19 protein-coding genes are annotated in these 20,541 nt (G+C 67.5%); 7 read left to right on the top strand and 12 right to left on the bottom strand.

Going from position 1 to position 20,541, the window contains the following annotated elements:
* Positions 1 to 35: 35 nt before the first annotated feature.
* From HUA76_RS29350 to HUA76_RS29310, 9 genes are all read right to left on the bottom strand, one after another.
* Positions 36 to 329, bottom strand: coding sequence for a 50S ribosomal protein L23 (locus HUA76_RS29350; protein ID WP_141643992.1), 294 nt, complete (start codon positions 327 to 329; stop codon positions 36 to 38).
* Positions 326 to 949 (bottom strand): 50S ribosomal protein L4, encoded by a 624-nt coding sequence (rplD, locus tag HUA76_RS29345; protein ID WP_141643991.1) that lies wholly within the window; start codon positions 947 to 949, stop codon positions 326 to 328. The genes HUA76_RS29350 and rplD overlap by 4 nt, the downstream gene beginning before the upstream one ends.
* 53 nt (positions 950 to 1,002) lie before the next feature.
* A complete protein-coding gene (rpsJ, locus tag HUA76_RS29340; protein WP_002633608.1) occupies positions 1,003 to 1,311 on the bottom strand; it encodes a 30S ribosomal protein S10 in 309 nt (102 codons plus the stop codon).
* A gap of 201 nt (positions 1,312 to 1,512) precedes the next feature.
* Complete coding sequence (gene tuf / locus HUA76_RS29335) at positions 1,513 to 2,703, bottom strand: elongation factor Tu (RefSeq protein WP_141643990.1); 1,191 nt, start codon at positions 2,701 to 2,703, stop codon at positions 1,513 to 1,515.
* 143 nt (positions 2,704 to 2,846) lie between these two features.
* The gene (gene fusA / locus HUA76_RS29330; protein WP_141643989.1) at positions 2,847 to 4,925 is read right to left on the bottom strand and encodes an elongation factor G; all 2,079 of its coding nucleotides are present in this window, start codon (positions 4,923 to 4,925) and stop codon (positions 2,847 to 2,849) included.
* Between the two features lie 147 nt (positions 4,926 to 5,072).
* Positions 5,073 to 5,543, bottom strand: a complete 471-nt coding sequence (gene rpsG, locus HUA76_RS29325) for a 30S ribosomal protein S7 (protein WP_011553340.1) — start codon at positions 5,541 to 5,543, stop codon at positions 5,073 to 5,075.
* 147 nt (positions 5,544 to 5,690) lie between these two features.
* Positions 5,691 to 6,062 (bottom strand): 30S ribosomal protein S12, encoded by a 372-nt coding sequence (gene rpsL / locus HUA76_RS29320; RefSeq protein WP_043408969.1) that lies wholly within the window; start codon positions 6,060 to 6,062, stop codon positions 5,691 to 5,693.
* A gap of 212 nt (positions 6,063 to 6,274) precedes the next feature.
* A complete protein-coding gene (rimI, locus tag HUA76_RS29315) occupies positions 6,275 to 6,760 on the bottom strand; it encodes a ribosomal protein S18-alanine N-acetyltransferase (RefSeq protein WP_141643988.1) in 486 nt (161 codons plus the stop codon).
* The gene (locus HUA76_RS29310; RefSeq protein ID WP_174458679.1) at positions 6,757 to 7,458 is read right to left on the bottom strand and encodes a hypothetical protein; all 702 of its coding nucleotides are present in this window, start codon (positions 7,456 to 7,458) and stop codon (positions 6,757 to 6,759) included. Before HUA76_RS29310 ends, rimI begins: the two co-directional genes overlap by 4 nt.
* A gap of 112 nt (positions 7,459 to 7,570) precedes the next feature.
* On the opposite strand from HUA76_RS29310, the gene HUA76_RS29305 reads away from it, so the two are divergent.
* The 6 genes from HUA76_RS29305 (at position 7,571) to HUA76_RS29280 (ending at position 16,140) form a co-directional block, all read left to right on the top strand.
* A complete protein-coding gene (locus tag HUA76_RS29305; protein WP_141643986.1) occupies positions 7,571 to 8,584 on the top strand; it encodes a DnaJ C-terminal domain-containing protein in 1,014 nt (337 codons plus the stop codon).
* A 98-nt stretch (positions 8,585 to 8,682) separates the two neighbouring features.
* Positions 8,683 to 9,414, top strand: coding sequence for a HEAT repeat domain-containing protein (locus HUA76_RS29300; protein WP_141643985.1), 732 nt, complete (start codon positions 8,683 to 8,685; stop codon positions 9,412 to 9,414).
* 99 nt (positions 9,415 to 9,513) lie between these two features.
* Positions 9,514 to 11,205, top strand: coding sequence for a hybrid sensor histidine kinase/response regulator (locus HUA76_RS29295; protein WP_174462687.1), 1,692 nt, complete (start codon positions 9,514 to 9,516; stop codon positions 11,203 to 11,205).
* A 76-nt stretch (positions 11,206 to 11,281) separates the two neighbouring features.
* Entirely contained in the window at positions 11,282 to 13,003 is a 1,722-nt protein-coding gene (gene argS, locus HUA76_RS29290) for an arginine--tRNA ligase (protein WP_174462686.1), read from the top strand.
* Positions 13,004 to 13,017: 14 nt separating this feature from the next.
* A complete protein-coding gene (locus tag HUA76_RS29285; protein WP_174458676.1) occupies positions 13,018 to 15,570 on the top strand; it encodes a 1-acyl-sn-glycerol-3-phosphate acyltransferase in 2,553 nt (850 codons plus the stop codon).
* Positions 15,571 to 15,642: 72 nt separating this feature from the next.
* Entirely contained in the window at positions 15,643 to 16,140 is a 498-nt protein-coding gene (locus tag HUA76_RS29280; RefSeq protein WP_174458675.1) for a DUF6265 family protein, read from the top strand.
* A 15-nt stretch (positions 16,141 to 16,155) separates the two neighbouring features.
* Here the strand turns inward: HUA76_RS29280 and HUA76_RS29275 are convergent, their stop codons facing one another.
* Genes HUA76_RS29275 through HUA76_RS29265 form a run of 3 tightly spaced genes read right to left on the bottom strand, consistent with a single transcriptional unit; the run spans position 16,156 to position 19,253 of the window.
* The gene (locus tag HUA76_RS29275; protein WP_174462685.1) at positions 16,156 to 16,620 is read right to left on the bottom strand and encodes an Ig-like domain-containing protein; all 465 of its coding nucleotides are present in this window, start codon (positions 16,618 to 16,620) and stop codon (positions 16,156 to 16,158) included.
* On the bottom strand, positions 16,620 to 17,807 hold the full coding sequence (locus tag HUA76_RS29270; RefSeq protein ID WP_174458674.1) for a cytochrome c3 family protein: 1,188 nt from the start codon (positions 17,805 to 17,807) through the stop codon (positions 16,620 to 16,622). The genes HUA76_RS29275 and HUA76_RS29270 overlap by 1 nt, the downstream gene beginning before the upstream one ends.
* On the bottom strand, positions 17,808 to 19,253 hold the full coding sequence (locus tag HUA76_RS29265; RefSeq protein ID WP_254614552.1) for a hypothetical protein: 1,446 nt from the start codon (positions 19,251 to 19,253) through the stop codon (positions 17,808 to 17,810).
* Between the two features lie 66 nt (positions 19,254 to 19,319).
* Between HUA76_RS29265 and HUA76_RS29260 the strand changes: the two genes are divergently transcribed.
* Entirely contained in the window at positions 19,320 to 20,516 is a 1,197-nt protein-coding gene (locus HUA76_RS29260) for a type II CAAX endopeptidase family protein (RefSeq protein ID WP_254614551.1), read from the top strand.
* Positions 20,517 to 20,541: the final 25 nt, after the last annotated feature.

Below are 20,541 nucleotides of genomic sequence, written 5' to 3'. Positions count from 1 at the left end.
GGTGTGTTCCTCAGGCTGACCTCAACGCCGTAGCGTCAGGCCGCCCCTCCCTCGAAGAGTTCGATCGAGTCGCCTTCCTTGAGGGTGACGACCGCCTTCTTGAAGTTGGGCCGCTTGCCGATGCTCCGACCCACGCGCTTGATCTTGCCGCGAACGACGTTCGTGTTGACGCCCTCGACGGTGACCTTGAACAGCGTCTCCACCGCGCGAGCCACGTCGTGCTTGGTGGCCTTGCGGTCCACGATGAACGAGTACTGGCGGAACTTCTCGCGGGCCTTGTCCAGCTTCTCGGTGATGAGCGGGCCCTTGATGACGTCGCTGAGATTCATGAGAGCGCCCCCTCGAGGGTCTTCGCGGCCGCGGAGGTGAGCACGAGGTGCGAGTGCTTCAGAACGGCCTCGAGGTTGAGACCCTCGGGAGGAAGCACGTCGAACTTCGCCAGGTTCCGCACGCTGCGGTGCAGGTTGGTGTTGCTCTTCTCGTCCACCACGAGAGCGTTCTGCAGCTTCAGGCGCTTGGTGAGCGCCTCGAAGGCCTGCTTGCTCTTGGGGGCGTCCAGGGAGAACCCGCTCAGGATGATGAGCGTCTTCTCCTTGGCGCGCAGGGACAGCGCCGACTTCAGCGCGCCGCGACGCACCTTGCGGGGCGGGCGGTAGAAGTAGTCGCGAGCCTTGGGAGCCATCGCCTTGCCGCCGCCCACCCAGTGGGAAGCGCGGATGGAACCCTGGCGGGCGCGGCCGGTGCCCTTCTGCTTCCAGGGCTTCTTGCCGCCGCCGCTGACCAGCGAGGTGTTCTTCACACCCACCGTGCCGCGACGCCGGTTGATCTGCTGCATCTTCGCGACCTCGTAAAAGAGGTGCGCGTTCGGCTCAGCGCCGAAGATGTCGTCGGAGAGCTCAATCTCCGACACCTTCTTCAAATCGAGGTCGACAACGTCAAACTTCGCCATGGCACTTTCCTCGCGGGGGTCGGAGTGAAACCACTCGGACGCCCACCCGCTTCCTAGGACTTGATCTCGACGTCAACGCCGGCCGACAGATCCAGCTTCATGAGCGCATCCAGCGTCTGCTGCGTGGGCTCGAGAATATCGAGCAGGCGCTTGTGCGTGCGGATCTCGAACTGCTCGCGGCTCTTCTTGTCCACGTGCGGCGAACGCAGCACCGTGAACTTGTTGATGCGCGTAGGAAGGGGGATCGGACCGGCCACCTTCGCGCCCGTGCGCTTGGCCGTCTCGACGATCTCACCCGCGCTCTGGTCCAGGAGCTTCGAGTCGTATGCCTTCAGCCGGATGCGGATCTTCTGTGTCGCCATTCGCAAGAACCTCTTAGAACGAACTTTGTGCCAACGCCCCGGGAGGCGCTACGACCGACGTCCCCTGGTTGTCACAGAGCCGTTTCTTCAGAACGAAGGGGCGCGGTGATTACCATCCCGCCCCGGTGTATGCAACTGGATTTCCTCCGGCTCCCTGGAAATTCCCCGAGGGGATGTCCATGGGAGCCGGGAGGAGGCCTGCTACTCGATCACTTCCGCCACGACGCCGGCGCCCACCGTGCGGCCGCCCTCGCGAACAGCGAAGCGCAGCTCCTTGTCCATCGCCACCGGGGTGATGAGCTCCACCTCGATCGCGATGTTGTCGCCCGGCATCACCATTTCCACGTTCTCAGGCAGCTTCACCGTTCCCGTCACGTCCGTCGTGCGGAAGTAGAACTGGGGACGGTATCCCTTGAAGAACGGGGTGTGGCGACCACCCTCTTCCTTCGACAGCACGTAGATCTGCGCCTTGAACTTGGTGTGCGGCTTGATGCTGCCCGGCTTGGCCAGCACCTGCCCGCGCTCCATGTCCTCGCGCTTCAGACCACGCACCAGCGCGCCGATGTTGTCTCCCGCCCGGCCCTCGTCCAGCAGCTTGCGGAACATCTCAACGCCCGTGACGACGGTCTTCTGCGTGTCGCGCAGACCGACGACTTCAACTTCCTCGCCAACCTTGATGATGCCACGTTCCACGCGGCCCGTCGCCACCGTTCCACGGCCGGCGATGGAGAACACGTCTTCCACCGGCATCAGGAAGGGCTTGTCCGTCGCGCGCTGCGGCGTCGGAATGTAGCTGTCCACCGCCTCCATCAGCTTCAGGATGGCGCCCTCGCCGACCTCGCTCGTATCACCCTCGAGCGCCTTCATGGCGGAGCCAGGGACGATGGGAATCGAGTCGCCCGGGAAGTCGTACTTCTTCAGCAGGTCCCGGACTTCCATCTCCACGAGTTCGCGCAGCTCGGGGTCGTCCAGCAGGTCCACCTTGTTCAGGAAGACCACGATATACGGGACACCGACCTGGCGCGCCAGCAGGATGTGCTCACGCGTCTGGGGCATCGGGCCGTCCGCGGCCGAGACCACCAGGATGGCGCCGTCCATCTGCGCCGCGCCCGTGATCATGTTCTTCACGTAGTCGGCGTGACCCGGGCAATCCACGTGCGCGTAGTGCCGGTTCTTCGTCTGGTACTCCACGTGCGCCGTGGAGATGGTGATGCCGCGCTCACGCTCTTCCGGCGCCTTGTCGATCTGGTCGTACGCCAGGAACGTGGCGCCGCCGGTCTTCGCCAGCACCTTCGTGATGGCCGCCGTCAGCGACGTCTTGCCGTGGTCCACGTGTCCGATCGTGCCGATGTTCACGTGGGGCTTGTTACGCTCGAACTTTTCCTTGGCCATGACAACTCCTCAACCGGGGCTGAGCCGGTCAACCACCCGGCGCGTCTCGAATCCCGCAAAACTCACTGCGAAGGTGCTGCGTCCTGCTCCAAACCCGCCACAACGTCAACTGAAATCGCCCGCAGGGCCACCTGCCGTGGCCGTCAGTACCGGTTCAGCGCCGTCTTGGGCGCCGGCGCGTAGTGACTGAACTGCATCGTGTACGTCGCCCTTCCCTGGCTGCGGCTGCGCAGGTCTGTCGAGTACCCGAACATGGCGGCCAGGGGGACCTGCGCCTGGATGGCCTGCAACCGGCCGGGCCGGGGCGCCATGCCCATCACCTTGCCGCGGCGGCCGTTGAGGTCGCCAATCACGTCGCCCATGAAGTCGTCAGGCGTGACGATTTCACAGCTCATGATGGGCTCGAGCAACACCGGGGAGGCCGCGCGCACCGCGTCCTTGAAGGCCAGGGAGCCGGCGATCTTGAACGCCATCTCGCTGGAGTCCACGTCGTGCATGGAGCCGTCGTAGGCCTCCACCTTCACGTCGACCATGGGGTAGCCCGCCACCGGGCCGTTCTGCAGGGCCTCGGCGACGCCGTCGCGGACCGCGTCCACGAACTCCTTGGTCACCGCGCCGCCCGTCACCTTGTTCTCGAAGGCGAAGCCCTTGCCGGGCTCGTTGGGCATCACCCGAAGCCAGATGTGGCCGTACTGGCCCCGGCCGCCCGTCTGACGGATGAACTTCCCCTCGGACTCCGTCTGGGTGGTGATGGTCTCGCGATACGCCACCTGCGGCTTGCCGATGTTCGCGTCGACTTTGAACTCGCGCAGCAGTCTGTCGACGATGATCTCCAGGTGCAGCTCACCCATGCCGGCGATGATGGTCTGCCCCGTCTCCTCGTTCGTCTTCACGCGGAACGACGGGTCCTCCATCGCCAGGCGCTGGAGCGACTGGATGATCTTGTCCTGGTCCGCCGTGGACTTCGGCTCAATCGCGATGTCGATGACCGGCTCGGGGAACTCCATCCGCTCCAGGATGATGGGCTGCTTGTCGTCGCAGAGCGTGTCGCCGGTGCTGGCCAGCTTCAGCCCCACCACCGCGCAGATGTCACCGGCGTAGCACTCGGTGAGCTCGTCCTTCTTGTCCGCGCGCATCTGCACCAGGCGGCTGACGCGCTCGCGCTTGCCCTTCACCGAGTTCCACACCGCCGTCCCCGCCTCCAGCTTCCCGGAGTACACGCGAAGGAACGTCAGCGTCTGGGACTGGAACGCCGGGTCGTTCATGATCTTGAACGCGAGCGCGCTGAAGGGCGCATCGTCCCGCGTCTCGCGGATGGCATCCTCGCCCTTGGGCGTCTTGCCATGCACCGGGGGGATATCCAGCGGGCTCGGCAGATAGTCGATGACCGCGTCCAGCAGCGGCTGCACGCCCTTGTGGCGGAACGCCGAGCCGCAGAACACTGGGAACAGCTTCAGCGCCACACAGCCCTTGCGGATGGCCGCGCGGACCTCCTGCTCGGTCAGCTCCAGGCCCTCCAGGAACTTCTCCGTCAGCGCGTCGTCCTGCTCCGCCGCCGCCTCGAGCAGCTCCGCGCGCGCCGCCTCCGCCTGCTCGCGGTAGTCTTCCGGAATCTCCGCCACGTCGTAGCGACTGCCCTGCTCCGAGTCGACGAACACCAGCGCCTTCATCGTCAGCAGGTCGATGACGCCGCGGTGCTTGTCCTCGGCCCCCAGCGGCAGCTGCATCCGCACCGCTCGCGCGCCCAGCTTCTCGCGGATGGTGCTCACGGACATCTCGAAGTCCGCGCCCACCCGGTCCATCTTGTTGATGAAGCAGATGCGGGGGACCTTGTACTTATCCGCCTGACGCCAGACGGTCTCCGACTGCGGCTCCACGCCGTTCACCGCGTCGAACACGGTGATGGCGCCGTCCAGCACGCGCAGCGAACGCTCCACCTCGATGGTGAAGTCGACGTGCCCCGGGGTGTCGATGATGTTGACGCGGTAGCGATGCTCACCGCGACTCCAGAAGGCGGTGATGGCGGCCGACGTAATCGTGATGCCGCGCTCGCGCTCCTGGACCATCCAGTCCGTGGTGGTGTTCCCCTCGTGCACCTCGCCCATCCTGTGGATGGCGCCGGTGTAGAAGAGGATCCGCTCGGTGGTGGTCGTCTTGCCGGCATCGATGTGCGCCATGATGCCGATGTTGCGGTAGCGCTCCAGGGGATGCTCGCGAGCCATTGCGTCGGTACCTCTCCATGAGGGCGGGAGGGCACAGGGCCCCGTCTCACGTACCCACCCGGACGATTTCAGAGAACCTGCTTCACCTAAAGAAACCGCCCGGATGCAACCTCTGCATCCGGGCGGGATACCGCGAGGCCGAAAGACCTACCAGCGGTAGTGCGCGAAGGCCTTGTTGGCTTCCGCCATCTTGTGCGTGTCTTCACGCTTCTTCACCGCGTTACCGCGGTTGTTGGCGGCGTCCATGATCTCGCCGGCCAACTTCTCCTGCATGGTCTTCTCGCCACGCGCCTTGGAGTACGTGATGATCCAACGCATCCCGAGGGCAACACGACGGTCCTGACGGACCTCGACGGGCACCTGGTAGGTGGCGCCACCGACGCGGCGGCTCTTGACCTCAAGCACCGGCTTGACGTTGTCGAGGGCCTTCTTGAACGTCTTGAGGGGGTCTTCCTTCGCGCGCTCTTCGATGAGGGCAAAGGCTCCGTAGCAGACGCCTTCCGCGATGGACTTCTTGCCCTTCCGCATCAGGTCGTTGACGAACTTGGTGACGAGCCGGTCCTGGAACTTCGGATCCGGAAGAATCTTGCGCTTGGCGACTACGCGACGACGAGGCATCTCTTCTCTCTTCCCTTACGCCCCACTCTCCTTGGAGAGTCGCTGCAACCGGGGCTTCTTGATCTGCTGAAGGAAACAACCAGGACGCTCCCCAGGGTGCGGGGCTCAACGTCCAAACTCTGAAACAACGAAGGTGGTCTGCTGCTCTCAGCTCGGGCGCTTGGCGCCGTACTTGGAGCGGCTCTGCTTGCGGCCCGCCACGCCCACGGAGTCGAGCGTTCCACGAACGATGTGGTAGCGCACACCCGGGAGGTCCTTCACACGACCGCCACGGATCATCACCACCGAGTGCTCCTGGAGGTTATGGCCCACGCCGGGGATGTAGGACGTCACTTCGATTCCGTTGGTCAGACGAACACGCGCCACCTTGCGGAGGGCCGAGTTCGGCTTCTTCGGAGTCGTGGTGTACACGCGGGTGCAAACGCCGCGCTTCTGGGGGCACTCCTTGAGCGCGGGGCTCTTGCCCTTGATGTTCAGCTTCTCGCGGCCCTTGCGGACCAGCTGGCTAATGGTCGGCACTGATACCTCTTCCTCGGGTTGGCCTCCCCCCAACGACACGGGGCGGCGCATATCTACCTACAGACTACTGAAAAGGGCCGCGAGTATAGGGACCGACCCCACCGTGTCAAGCACGGCATGACGCAGACCTGAACAGGTCAGCGCCAGCGAGGTCATTCCCAGTGACTCGACAACCCAGGGTACAACAGGCCGCTCCTCTACTCCGCGTGCGCTCAGAAGTCGAGGACCATCACCACCGCGTCCTCGCCCTCGTCCGCGTAGTAGTTCGGACGGATGCCCACCGGCCGGAAACCGAACGCGCGGTAGAGCTGGATGGCCGCCTCGTTGCTCTTGCGGACCTCCAGCGTGGCGAGGCAACAGCGCCGCCCCTTGCCCCGCTCGAGCACCTCTTCCATCACCGCCCTCGCCACGCCCCGCCGCCGATGCTGGGGCGCGGTGGCGACGTTGAGCACGTGAACCTCGTCGTGGACGATCCAGAAGATGGCCAGGCCCAGGAGCAGCGGTGGCCCGGACTCCTGGGCCTCTTCGACCAGGAGGATGGTGGACCACTCGTGCTGGAGCTCGCGCTTGAGCAACTCCTGCGACCACGGATTCTTGAAGGCCGCCTGCTCCAGCGCCATCACCGCGGCCAGGTCGTCCACCGTCATCTGACGGATCAGGAAGCCATGGGGCGCGCCATCCTCCCGCAGCCGCCTCATCGCTTCACCTCCCGCGTGAAGGGCGCCACCCGACGCACCTGCGCCGAGGCCCGGACCTGAGCGAGTTCCTCCACCGCCAGGGCGGCATACCGCTCGCGGAAGAGCTTCTCCCGGATGACGTCTCGCACCGTCTCGTAGTCCGCGGGGTAGTCCGCCGAGTGTTGCTCGTAGTAGCGGCGAATCTCCGTCTCACCCACCTGGGCCCTCAGCCGGATGCGGCTGTCCAGGACGCGCTCGGCCCGCAGCCCCCGAGCCAGGACCGCCTTGAGCCCCTCCAGGTCCACGTCACCGCGCGCCAGGAACCGCGCCAGCGCCGCGGGGCCACCGATGCGTGCGCGGAAGGACTCCAACCGCGCCTCCACCTCGGCGGGCTCGGCGGGGAACGCCTGGAGCCGGTCGGCGTTGAGCACCTGGACCCGCTGGTTGATGACCAGCTCCAGGGCGCCTCGAAGGGTCTCCTCGTCAAGAGGGGCATCGAGAGCCTGGACGCCGCCTCGCTGGACGAGGGCCACCCGGGCCTCGAACTCCAGCTCGCTCAACGACAGGACCCGACCCTCGATGATGGCGACGACCCGGTCCACCACCCTGCCCTGCGCCTCCTTGGAGGCACCCTGGGCCCGAGCCTCGGAGACGGGCAGCACCAGGAGCCAGCCCGCCAACCACAAGGTCCCCGCTCCTGCTCGGCGCGGCGCTGCCATGGCCTCCCTCATCTTTCGGCGACTTTATACATCCGAGACCAGCCGAACAGTCCTTGCTGGCGCACTCCCACCGACTGGTTACTTTCATTCACGTACAGCCCGGCGGGAACAAATGGCGGACGACTACTACCAGATCCTCGGCGTTGATCGGACGGCCTCGGAGGAGGCCATCAAGAAGTCGTACCGGAAGCTGGCTCGGAAGTACCACCCCGACGTCAACCCCAACAACAAGGGCGCCGAGGAGAAATTCAAGCAACTCGGCAACGCCTTCGAGGTGCTGTCGGACCCGAAGAAGCGCAAGCTCTACGACGAGTTCGGCGAGGACGCGGAGAAGATCGGCTTCGACGAGAAGAAGGCGGAGGCCTATCGCCAGTACCGGGCCGCCGCCTCTCGTGGCGGGGCGGGCGGCATCCCCTACGAGGGTGAGGACTTCGACCTGGGCGACCTCTTCAACGACCTCTTCGGAGGACGCAGAGGCGCCGGAGGCTCCAGCCCAGGAGGCTTCGACCCCGGAGAGGTGTTCAACCGAGGCAGGCGCCGCCCCCCCATGGGCCCCGAGCGGGGCAACGATTTGTCCACCCAGGTTCGCGTCACACTGGGGGAAGCCGTCAACGGCGCGGAGCGGTCACTGTCCGTCACCCGGCCGGGACGGGGGGGGACCGGCCCGGACGAGCCCAGCCGCCTGACGGTGAAGATTCCCGCCGGCGTCCAGACGGGCTCCAAGGTGCGGCTCGCGGGCCAGGGCGCTCCCGGCCTGCGCGGCGGCCCACCAGGGGACCTCTTCATCGAAACGGAGGTGCTGGAGCACCCCCTGGTCCGCCGCGAGGGCGACGACCTGCACGTTGACCTCCCCGTGACGGTGTCCGAGGCGATGTTCGGCGCGGAGGTGCGCGTCCCCACCTTCCAGGGCGAGGTCACCGTCAAGGTTCCGTCAGCCTCCCAGTCCGGTCGGCAGATGCGGCTCAAGGGGCGCGGGGTACCATCCCTCAAGGGCGGAACCCCGGGCGACCTGTACCTTCATCTCCAGGTCAAGGTGCCGGATACCGACACCCCGGAGACGCGGGCCGCCGCGGAGACCCTGTCCAAGGCCTACCGCGACGATGTCCGTCGCGAGCTGACGCTCTGACCGTCTTGTCTCTTGTCCTGGGCGCCGCCCCGTCATAGACGGCCCCTCTACCTTCTTCCTCCTTACACGTCGCCGCAGGAAACGGAGCACACGCGCACATGGGCCTCTTCGACATCTTCACGGGCGGCTCGGGGCCCGAGAAAGCCCTCAAGCTCAAGCCCAAGGTCACCCAGAAGTACGGCGACCCGGCGACACGGCAGAAGGCCATCCAGCAGCTGGGGGAGATGAAGTATCCCGAAGCCGTCTCCGTGCTGCTCGCCCGCTTCACCATCACCGTGGACCCGCTCACCACGGACGCTGACGAGAAGGAGCACACGTTCGAGCTGGTGAAGGCCTTTGGCAAGGACGCCGCCGTCCCGCCCATCGTCGAGTTCCTCAGCAAGACGGAGCAGGCCACCTCCTGGGCCCTCCGGCTCCTGGGAGAGCTGGTCACCGAGGAAGAAGCCACGGGCGCTTGCGTGAACGCGCTCCAGCACCTTTCCGCCACCTATACGAAGAACCCGGAGAAGAAGGTCGTCCTCCTTCACCACGTCACCGGTCGCGAGGACGCGCGCGTGCCGCCCGCCGTGCTCCCCTTCCTCGAGGACATGTCGGACGACGTGAAGATCGCCGCCCTCAAGGCGCTCGCCTCCTTCAAGTACGAGCCGGCGCTCGAGCCCATGCTCAAGCTGTTGACGGCCGACGAGACGGCCCGCCGGGTGCAGACCTCTGCGATTGCCGCCCTGGCGGACTCGGGCTTCAGCGTGGCGAGCCATCGGGCGAAGGTGGAGTCGCTCCTGGTGGAACCGTTCGTCCTGGACAAGGACGGCCGCATCCAGCGCCGCGCCTGAGGCCGGGCTGTCGGGCAGCCGACACGGCCACTGTCCTCCGGATGGCCCTGCACATCAGGGCCGTTCCCAGGCGCTCGGAACTTGAAGCAGGATTCTCCCGTGCGCTCGAAGAAGAAAGGGGCCCTGGCAGAGGTCGTGCCGCTGCGCCCCAACACCTCGAAGAAGTCCACCCGTCGCGCCGTGAAACCGCCTCCTCCGGCGGACTCCGACGCCACCGCGCGCGCCCTCCTGGAGATGGCGCGTCACCTCACCGACAACGCCGGCCCCACCGAGGCGCTGCGCTCCCATCTCCAGACGCTCCACGCACTGCTCAAACCCAAGGTCTGCTACGTGGCCCGCTACTTCCCCTCCCGGGAGCAGCTCCACGTCGAGCATGTGCGCGGTCGCTACGACAGCCGCGTCGTCGCCGCCGTCCCGGGCGAGGGCGTGGTGGGACGCGCCTTCTCCGAGAAGAAGCTGCTGCACGAGGCGGACACGCTCGCCGTGCCGCTCGAGAGCCCCCACGGCGTCACGGGTGTCCTCGTCGTCCTCGGCGCGCGCCGCACCGTCTCCGACACGGTGCTCCAGTCACTGGCCGCGCAGCTCGCCGCCGCGTACGAGGTGGCTCGACTCCGCGACGACAGCGCCCGCCGGAACAAGGACCTCCAAACAGCCATCGCGGGCCTCAAGAGTCTGGAGCAGAACCGTGAGGAGCTGCTCGGCAACGTCTCCCATGACTTGAAGAACCCGCTCACCACCATCAAGTCCTATCTGGCGATGATGGGGCGCGAGAAGCTGGGAGCCCTCACTGACTCCCAGCGCCGCGCGGTGCAGATCTGCGACCGGAACTCCGACCGCATGCTGCGCATGGTGAATGACCTGCTGCTCATGTCCCGGCTCCAGTCCGGGAAGATGCAGCTCAACCAGCGCCCCTTCGGCCTCAAGGCCGTGGCCGAGGAAGTGGTCCGCTCCCTGGGCGTCCTCGCCGAGCACGGCAAGGTCAGCGTGTCGATTCCACCCTGCCCCGAGGTCTTCGTCCGCGGAGACCGCGAGCGCATCGCCGAGGCCATCCACAACCTCGTCGAGAACGGCATCCACCACAGCGAGGCGGATGACACCGTCGAGGTCAGCGTCTCCGCCGAGGATGGGCTCGCCACACTCAGGGTGAAGGACAGCGGCCCCGGCATGTCCGCCGAGGCGCTGGAGCACGTGTTCGATGCCTTCTACCGGGCGCAGCCGGGCGTGCCTCGGCCGCCGGGCGCGGGACTGGGAATCCCCCTGGTGGGGAAAATCGTCGCGCTGCACGGGGGGCGCGTGGAGGCGAAGAGCGTGCTGGGCGATGGGAGCACCTTCGAGATGGTGCTGCCCATGTTCGCCGGGGCGGTGAGCTCGCCGGACCTGAACCAGGCGGCCCCCAAGGCGGGCGGCATCCTGCTCGTGGAGGACGACGCGGACTGCCGGGAGGTCCTTCAGCAGGTCCTGGAGCAGGAGGGCTACCGGGTGATGGCCACCTCGGGAGCCTCCGAGGCCCGCTCCATCCTCTCGCACATCCGGCCGGCCATGGTGCTGCTGGACCTGAGGCTGAGCGAAGAGGACGGGCAGTCGGTGCTCCGCTTCATCCGAGGCAACGAGTCGCTGTCGGACATCGTCGTGTACATCATCTCGGGTGCCAGCGAGGTGGCCTCGCTCACGTCCGGACAGGGCCTGGAGCGCATCGACGGCTTCTTCGAGAAGCCACTCCAGTTGCCCAAGCTGCTGGACACCGTGGCGGCGGTGGTGCGGCCCAGCCGCCGGGCTCCGGCTGTCCCCTAACGGGGAGGAATGGACCGCGGAACGAACAAGAGGTGGCCGTAAGCCGCCTCTGCTTGGCTAGTATCCGCGCCGTCCCATGAGCTCTTCCGTCTATTCCCGCCACCGCGCCGCATTCGCCCAGGCCCTTGCCAGCGCCCTGGGCGTGCCGGCCGCAGACATCGAACCCCAGGTCAAGCCCGCGGAAGCCGCGCACGGTGACTTGAGCTTCGCCACCTTCCCTCTCGCCAAGGCCCAGAAGAAGGCGCCTCCCGCCATCGCCGCCGGACTCGCCCAGACGCTCAGCGTGCCGGGGCTCGAAATCAAGGCGGTGGGCCCCTACGTGAATGCCCGCTTCGCCCTCATGCCCTTCACGGCGGAGGTCCTCGACGCCGCTCGCTCGGCGGGCCTGGCCTACGGCGGTGACGCGGACGCGGGACGCGGCAAGACGGTGACCGTCGACTACTCGTCGCCGAACATCGCCAAGCCCATCGCGTTCCACCACATCCGCACCACGTTCCTGGGCCACTGCATCGCCAACATCTACCGGGCGCTCGGCTGGCGGGTGGAGGGCATCAACTACCTGGGCGACTGGGGCAAGCAGTTCGGCCTCGTGGCCGTGGGCTTCCAGGAGTACGGAGACCCCGCTCGCATCGACGACATGGGCCACCTGGTGGAGGTCTACGTCAAGGCGAACACGCGCGCCGAAAAAGAGCCCGAGTTCGACGCGAAGGCCCGCGACTTCTTCCGCCGCATGGAGGCCGGTGACGCCGAGGCCCTCAAGGTGTGGAACCAGTTCCGCGAGACGAGCATCCGCGGCTTCAAGACCATCTACGCGCGGATGGGCATCGAGTTCGAGCACATCGAAGGAGAGAGCCGCTACCAGGGGAAGATGGACGCGGTCATCGAGCAGATCGCCAAGAAGCCCGGCGTGAAGGAGTCGCAGGGCGCGCTCATCGTCGACCTGCCCTACGCGGAGAACGAGCCGCCCATCCTCCTCAAGAAGAACGACGGCACCACGCTCTACGCCACACGAGACCTGGCCGCCGCCGAGGACCGCTACGAGCGGTTCCACTACGACAAGGCGCTCTACGTCGTCGCGCAGGACCAGGCGCTGCACTTCCGCCAGGTGTTCCGCACGCTGAGCGCGATGGGCCAGCCGTGGGCGGACCGCTGCGTTCACGTGGCCTTCGGCCGCATTCACGGCATGAGCACGCGCAAGGGCCTGGTGGTGCAGCTCAACGACGTGCTGGACGAGGCCAAGGAGCGCGCCTCCGTCAAGGTGAAGGAGAACCAGGAGGCCGGTCGGCTCCAGACGAACGACCCGGACCTGCTGGCCGAGCAGATCGGCCTGGGCGCCATCGCTTTCGGCGACCTCAAGCACAAGCGCGCCAGCGACTACACCTTCGACTGGGACGAGGTCCTCAGCTTCGAGGGCCACACCGGCCCCTACGTACAGTTCGCCCACGCACGCGTCGTCAACGTGCTGCGCAAGGGCGGCGGCGCGCCGGCCAGCTACGACGCGAGCCTGCTGACGCTCCCCGAGGAGCAGGCCCTGGTGCGCGAAATCATGCGGCTGCCCGAGGTCGTCAAGGACGCGGCCGAGCAGTACGAGCCGAGCCTCGTCGCGCGCCTGCTGCTGGACGTGGCCGCGGCCCTCAGTCGCTACTACACGCTGGGCAATCAGGAGCGGGACAAGCGCATCCTCGTCGAGAACGATGACGCGCTGCGTTTCGCACGACTCGCCCTCACGGACGCGGCCCGGGTTACTCTCGCGGCGGGTCTGACACTTCTGGGCATTCCAACGCCCGAGAACATGTAGCCCCGGGGGCTGCCTTGGAAACCGCGCTGTCGCCGTCTGCGAATCAGGGAGAGTCCTTGCTGAAGGCCGAGTTCGGCCCGATGGGCCGGGCATTGGGTGCTCGCTATCTGGAGAGCGTCCACTTCCCGCCCGAGGCCGAGGATGAGCTGCGCAACCTGCACGCCAAGGGTTTCGTGGTGCATGTCATGCGCTCCACGGCCTGGGTGAACTTCCTCTATCTGACCTGGGCCATGGTGCGCAGGACGCTGCCGCCCATCCGCGCGGTGTCCAACCTGCGCCCGTGGTTCACCAAGCCCTGGCGCCAGACGAAGCAGTCCGGCGCCTTCCAGGAGCGCTTCGAGTACGCGCAGCAGAACGGGGGCAGCGGTCTGGTCTTCCTGCGCCGCACCGCGCTCATGCACGCGTCGGGGAAGGAGACCCACGAGGACCCCTTCCCCGCGCTGGTGGAGCTGGCGCGAAAGTCGGACCGGCCCGTGTACCTGGTACCGGAGCTGTTCGTCTGGGAGAAGAGCAGCGCCCGGCTCAAGCCCAACTGGGTGGACGTGGTGTTCGGCAGCCCGGAGGCACCGGGCTTCCTGCACTCGATGCTGGCCTTCTTCCGCAACTACAAGCGCGCCCAGTTCCGCGTGGGAGAGCCCATCGACCTGCGGGCCTTCGCCGAGGAGAACCCGAAGGACTCGGTGGAGGTTCTCGCGCGCAAGGTGCGCAGCACGCTGCACGTGCACCTGTCGCGGGAGACTCGCGCGGTGTTTGGCCCTCCGGCCAAGCCCCATGAGCGCGTCATCGACGAGACGCTGCGTGACAGGCAGCTGCGCAAGGTGGTGGACGAGCAGGCCGTCGAGTCCAACCGCAAGCCGGAGAGCGTGCTGCGCGAGGCTCGCCGCAATCTGGAGGCCATCGCCGCGAAGCCCAGCCCCACGACGCTGGCCTTCGTCGCGCCCGTGCTGGAGTGGGTGTTCAACCGCATCTACGACGGCATGCACGTGGACGAGGCGGGCCTGCACCGCGCGCTCAAGGCCGCGACGCGCGCCCCCATCGTCCTGTGCCCCAGCCACAAGAGCCACGTGGACTACCTGGTGATGAGCTGGGTGCTCTGGAACCGGGGCTACGCGGTGCCCCTGGTCGCCGCGGGCGCCAACCTGTCCTTCTGGCCCCTGGGCAGCATCTTCCGCCGCTGCGGCGCCTTCTTCCTGCGGCGCTCGTTCAAGGGCGACAAGGTCTACGCCGCGTCCTTCAAGGCGTACGTGCGCAAGCTGGTGCATGACGGCATCCACCAGGAGTTCTTCCCCGAGGGCGGCCGCTCGCGCACGGGCAAGCTGCTGGCGCCCAAGCTGGGCATGTTCACCTGGCAGGTGGAGTCCGTGCTCGAGGGCGCGCGCAATGACCTGCTCTTCGTGCCGGTGGCCATCGACTACGAGAAGGTCGTCGAGTCGGGCAGCTACTCGAAGGAGCTGGCGGGCGGAGAGAAGAAGCCGGAGGACCTCAAGGCCCTGTTGAGCACGCCCAAGGTGCTCGCGGCGCGCTACGGCCGCATCCACCTGGGCTTCGATGAGCCCATCTCCCTCCTGGAGTTCATGAAGGAGCGCGGCCTCAACCCCGACGAGCCCGTGACGGACGAGCAGAAGAAGGGCCTGGTCCGCGCGCTCGGCAACCGCGTCATGTACGGCATCAGCAAGGTGTCCACCGTGACGCCGCATGCCCTGGTGAGCACGTCCCTCCTGGCGCACCGCCGCCGCGGCCTGACGCAGCGGGAGCTGGCGGACCGCATCAGCATCCTGCGCCGCATCGCCCAGGAAGACGGCGCGCCCCAGTCTCGCGAGCTGGGCAACGCCCCCAGCAACCCGGAGACGATGGGCCCCATCCAGGACGCGATGCGCACCTTCATCGACGACGAGATGGTGCGCACGCAGGAGGCGAAGGGCGACGTCATCTACCAGGTGGAGGACAACCGCCGCCCGGAGATGTCCTTCTACAAGAACACGCTGATGAACCTCGTCTCGGCGCGCAGCCTCGTGGCCAACGCCATGCTGGCCGCCGGTTCGCCCGCGCCCTACGACGCGGTGAAGGCCCGCGCCCTGTTCCTCTCGCGCCTGTTCAAGGTCGAGTTCATCTACCGGGTGAACACGACGTTCGACACCATCTTCGCGGAGACGGTGGAGCGGCTGGTCCGCATGGGCCTGGTCATCAACGAGGGCGAGTCCCTGCGCGTGGCCCCCGAGCCCCACGCCCAGCCGGAGCTGGAGTTCCTGGCCGACCTGCTGCGCGACTACCTGGAGGCCTACCTCCTGGCGGCCATGACACTCAACGACGTGGCCAACGGCGTCGCCGAGGACCGCAAGGCCTTCATCCGCCTGGCTCTGGAGACGGGCCGCGCGGAGTACCACGCCGGCCGCATCACCGCCGCCGAGTCCCTGGCCAAGGTGACGCTGGAGAACGCAGTCACGTACCTGCAGGACCAGAAGCTCCTCGTCGAAGAGGACAAGAAGCTCAAGCTGGGGCCGCAGGCCACGGACGCGGAGGCACGCCGGCAGCTCGCCGACGCCATCCGCGAGTACCTCAAGCGCTGACCCTCACTCACGCGGGCCGCACTGTCGCCATCGGCGGTGCGGCCCGTCAGCGAGGCATGTGAGGATGCGGACATGCTCGTCCGCCCTGCCCTCCTCGCCCTCGCGCTCTGTGGTGCCCCCCTCCTCGGCTGCAAGTCGACGCCACCCGAGCGCGAGACGCCCTCCCGCACCTGCGGGGACTCCATCCATGACCTCGCCTGGATGTCGGGGAGCTGGCGTCAGGACAAGGCGGGCAGCACGGTGGAGGAGCACTGGACGCACGCGGACGCCGGCACGCTCTTCGGAGTGAGCCGCGCCATCGTCCGCAACAAGACGGTGTTCTTCGAGTACATGCGCATCGAAGCCCGCGCCGACGGCCTCTACTACGTCGCCCAGCCCATGGGCCGCCCGGGCACGGACTTCAAGCTGGTGCGCTGCAACAGCAACGGCGCGCTCTTCGAGAACCCCCAGAACGACCACCCCAAGCGCATCTTCTACCAGCGCCCCTCGGCAGGCCGCCTCACCGCGCGAATCGAAGGCGACGAGAACGGCAAGGCCGTGGCCCAGGACTTCGACTTCACGCGGATGTAGCCGGGCCCGCTCGGCTCACGGAGCGGTGCGGAACACCACCCGCACCTCGGTGGCCAACGGGTTGCCCTCGTAGTCCGTGAGGACGTCGCGTAGCACCAGCGTGTACTGCGTGTTCGGCGACAGCGTGGAGCCCTCGGCGACCCTGGCCTCCACGGTGTACTCCACGTCGCCCCGCTCGACGTCCTGCTCCAGCTCCGGAACTTCCGGCGCGAGGACGGTGAGCGGGACTTCATCGCGCCCGGCGAACACGGCGATGCCGGGACGCAGGCTGCGCACGTCCATCGCCTCCGAGAAGGTGATGCGCAGCGTGCCATCCGTCGCCAGCACCCCGCCGCCACCCGGGTCGGTGGAGATGACTCTCGGCGGCACCGTGTCGCGTCGGTCGTAGATGGCGTCCCCTGGCTCCAGACACCCCGAGAGCGACGTCACCGACAAGGCCACGAGCAGCGTGCCCCTCACGAAAGACTGGCGCGCGCGCATCACCGGCACCCCTTCTGCGCCAGGCTCTCCGCCGAGTGGCACTTGAGGCAGGCCCGGTCATTCGCGGACGCCAGCTTCTTGCACGTCTGCGCGAAGCCCGCCGGGTGCGGGTTGATCTGCCGCCGCGACGACAGCTCGGAGTGGCAGCTCATGCAGGACTCCTCACGGTGGCAGGAGATGCAGCTCGTCAAATCACGCGACGCGGCGATGCCGTGGTGCTGCGGGCCAGGCAGCTCCACCCAGGCCCTGTAGTCCGGGTGCACCTTCTGGTTGCGCGGACGCAGCGACTTGTCCGCGTCCATGCCGACGCCCACCCGTTCATGACACGCGGCGCAGAAGGACTGCGCACGGTGGCAGCTCTCGCACCGGGGCGAGCCCGCTCGCGCCTGCACCGGGTGCAGCGTGATGTAGTCGTTCGGGTGGATGGACAGCGGCTTCTGCATGCCGTCGTGGCACGTCTGGCAATAGCTCTCGCTGTGGCACTGCATGCACGTCATCCGGTCCGTCGACGCGCGCGCCCCGTGGTTGAACTCGTAGCGCGGCCCGTGGTCCAGGCCCAGCGGGTTGCCCTGCATGGGACGCAGCAGGCCCGAATCAAAGACGAGCTTCAGTCGCCCAGAGGGCTCCGTCGGATGGCACGTGGCGCAGGTGTTGGAGGCCACGTTGCCGTCATGGCACTTGAAGCACGTGGCCATCTTCGGCAACTGGTTGCGCGTGGCGAGCTTCACGTCCGTCATCTCGCCGTGGCACACCGAGCACTCCACCTTCTTGTCCACGTGCTGCTGGTGGCTGAAGATGAGGTTGGCGGTGGGCATGGACAGCTTCGCGGGTTCCTTGCGCACCGTGGCGTCGAAACCCGGGTGACACGTGTTGCAGCTCGACTTCGGGTCCGTGGGCTTGCCCTTCCGCCCCGCCTCGATGTCGTGGCACGTCTCGCATTCCTCGTGCCCCGGGAGGTTGACGTCCTTGGGGGACTGACTGGCGCGGGCCGCGTCGTGGCACGTGGCGCACTCAGCCCCGGCCTCCAGGTGCTGCGCATGGTCGAAGCGCAGGGGCACATGCTGCGCGGGATACACGGCGAGGCTGCGCTCGCGAGCCGTGGCGGCCCAGGCGACGCCGGCGCCCACCATGGTGGCGAGCGCGGCCAGGGCAAGCAGCGCGTTTCGGTTCTGGCGGTGCGGCAGCATCTACAAGCTCGCCTTCAGGTCGAAGAGCAGGAAGCCCTTCGTGTCCGAGTCGGTGAACGGATTGAAGTTCTGCTCCACCACCAGGGAGAGCCGCGTCGCCCGCGTCAGCGCTCGACTGGCCCACACCTGGGCGCCGTAGAAGTTGCCACCCAGGCGCGCGTTGAAGCTGTCGAAGATGCGCGCGAAGGACACCCGCGCGTCCAGGGTGAAGCGCTCCCGGTCGAACGTGTAGCCGCCGGTGAGGTCCCCCCAGAGCTGGTCGCCGCCGTAGCCCGTGCGGTACGTCACATCCAACGCCGACCGGAAGGACCCCGAGCGCCACGCCGCGCCCGCGGAGCCACCGACGCTGGTGGACTCGGGAGCACCCTCGGCGTCCACCTGGGCGGCGATGGCGAGGTCTGGGTTGACGTTCTCGTTGTACTTGCTGCCCAGGCCCTGCACGTAGAAGCGCAGCGCGCCAGGGGTGAACAGGTCCACGCGCAGCCGCGCCTCGTCACGGGGCGCCCACGCGAAGTAGTACCAGATGGAGTCCGCGGCCAGCACGGGCGACAGCCGCATCACCTCCGCAGTGGCCGCGAAGCGCGTGGCATCCCAGCGCAGCTGCGTGCGCACCTGCGCCACCTTGCCCATCAGCACGTCGTAGTCCACGCCTGCCAGCGCGTTGAGCCCCAGCCCGCGGCCGTAGCGCGCCTCCACCGTGGCGCGCTCCAGGTTCGTCTTCCCTTCCACCAGCGCCTTGCGATAGCCGACCGACGCGTGGAAGCCCTTCACGTCCTCCATCAGCAGCTTCGCGCCGATGAGGGGCTCCATCGCATCGAGCGTCGAGTCCGCGCCCGTCACGCCCGCGTCCAGGCGCCGCGCGTCGCTCTCCCGCGTCCCTTCCAACTGGTACACGGAGGAGCCCAGGAAGCTCGTGCCCTTCACCCACAGCCCGCCGTACACCTCCGCGCCCAATCCCAGGCGGCTCATGTACCGCACGCGCAAGCCGTCGAACGCGAGGATGTCCGACACGTCCGTGTAGAGCTGTCGGCCCAGGCGCCCCTCGAAGCCGCCCTTCGCGTAGCGCACGTACGCATGCAACAGCTCTGCGTCTTCGGACTTCAGGCCGTCGACGCGCTCGGCCTCGCCCTTGGGCAATCCGAAGTCAGCCCAGATGCGCAGGTTGGACTCGAAGCCCAGGTCCTGCCCGGTGGCGATTTCGAAGGCGCTGAGGCCCAGATACTGGACGATTCGCCGCCGAGGAAGCAGCACCGGGTCATCCGGTGTGCTGCCACGCCACGCACGAATCTGGTACGCCTGCGCCTCGGTTCGCGCTTCCACCAAGAACGCCGACGCGTGCGACGTCGCCGCTCCCAGCCCCACGCCCAGGGCACACCACACACCCAGGGATTGTGAGAGCTTCCAACACGTCCGCTGCGCCGTTCGAGCCAGGATGAAGGACGTCAAGGTGCGCACAGTATAGAGAAGTCGAAGTGCGGACAGTTCAGCTTTTCGCTCCAAGGAGACGCCAAATTGGAAGATTCCGCTCCCAGCGACGCCCGGCCTCATGAGCCGACGGGTCCCTCCGAGCCGCCACCCCCGGAGCGCCCTGAGCCAGGGAGCCCACGGAGGCTCGCGCTGGCGGGGGCGGCGCTGGCGTTGGTGCTGTTCATCGCGGTGGGAGGTTCGGTCCAGTTCCTCAACGCGGCCTTCGGAATCTGGTTCACCGAGGTGTTCATCTTCCTGGGCCTGGGCTGGTTGCTGCCGCGGATGGGCGGATGGAAGCCCGCGCTGTACACCGGGCTGACGCCGCTGCCCGCGCTGCCCACCCTCTTCGGCTTCCTGCTGGGCGTGGCCAACTTCTTCGCGCTGGTGGTGCCCATCCAGTTCGTTGCCCAGAAGCTCGCGCCCGAGTGGCTGACGGAGATGTTCGACGGCTCGCGCCTCTTCGATCAGCAGACGCCCGTGGAGCTGGCCGTCATCCTCGCGGGCGTGACGGTCGCCGCTCCCTTCTGCGAGGAGCTGTTCTTCCGGGGCGTCTTCCAGCGAGGCATCACGCCTCGGCCTCCGGCATCACCGGTGAAGGCCCTGGTGATTTCCGCCGTGGTGTTCAGCGCGTTCCATCTGGACCCGGTGGGCTTCGTGGCGCGCGTGGAACTGGGCCTGCTGTTCGGCTGGCTCTACCTGCGCACCGGCTCGCTCTGGCCGGGCATCGGCGCGCACGCGGCCAACAACCTGGTGTCCTCCGTGCTGTTCCTCGCGGCCAAGGCGATGGACCAGGGGGCGACGGACACGGACACCTCACCGCTGGCCGTGCTCTCCCTGGCGGGACTGGGCTGGGTGGGGCTGCTGGGGCTGATGACCTTCGCGCGCCACCACGCGTCGGTCTGGGGCGTGGGCGCGCCACACAGCGACGAGAGCGCCCGGGAGACTCGGCCGGTGCCATCCCTGCCGACGCTGCTGTTTCCCTGGGTGACGGCCGCGACGGTGTCCCTCGTCCTGCTGGGCGTCGTGGACAGGCGAGGCATCTCCCTCAACCTCTTCGACGTGGCCAATCCGCTGACACCGCTCAAGAAGGACGCGGAGCCCGGGCTGCAGGCGGAGCGAGAGGCGTTGGAGGAGCTACGGGCCGCCGCTCGTCGAGGCGCGGCCCCCATGGAGGCGTACCACGAGGAGCGGCTGCGTCAGGCCCGCGCCCACAAGAGCGCGGGCGGCCCCAAGCAGCCCTGACGGGCGCGAGGGGCAGCCACGGCCC

The sequence above is a fragment of the Myxococcus sp. CA056 genome, assembly GCF_013336715.1.
Lineage (GTDB): Bacteria > Myxococcota > Myxococcia > Myxococcales > Myxococcaceae > Myxococcus > Myxococcus llanfairpwllgwyngyllgogerychwyrndrobwllllantysiliogogogochensis.
The sequence above is the reverse complement of the archived record's forward strand: the minus strand, read 5'-3'. Positions and strand labels throughout refer to the sequence as shown.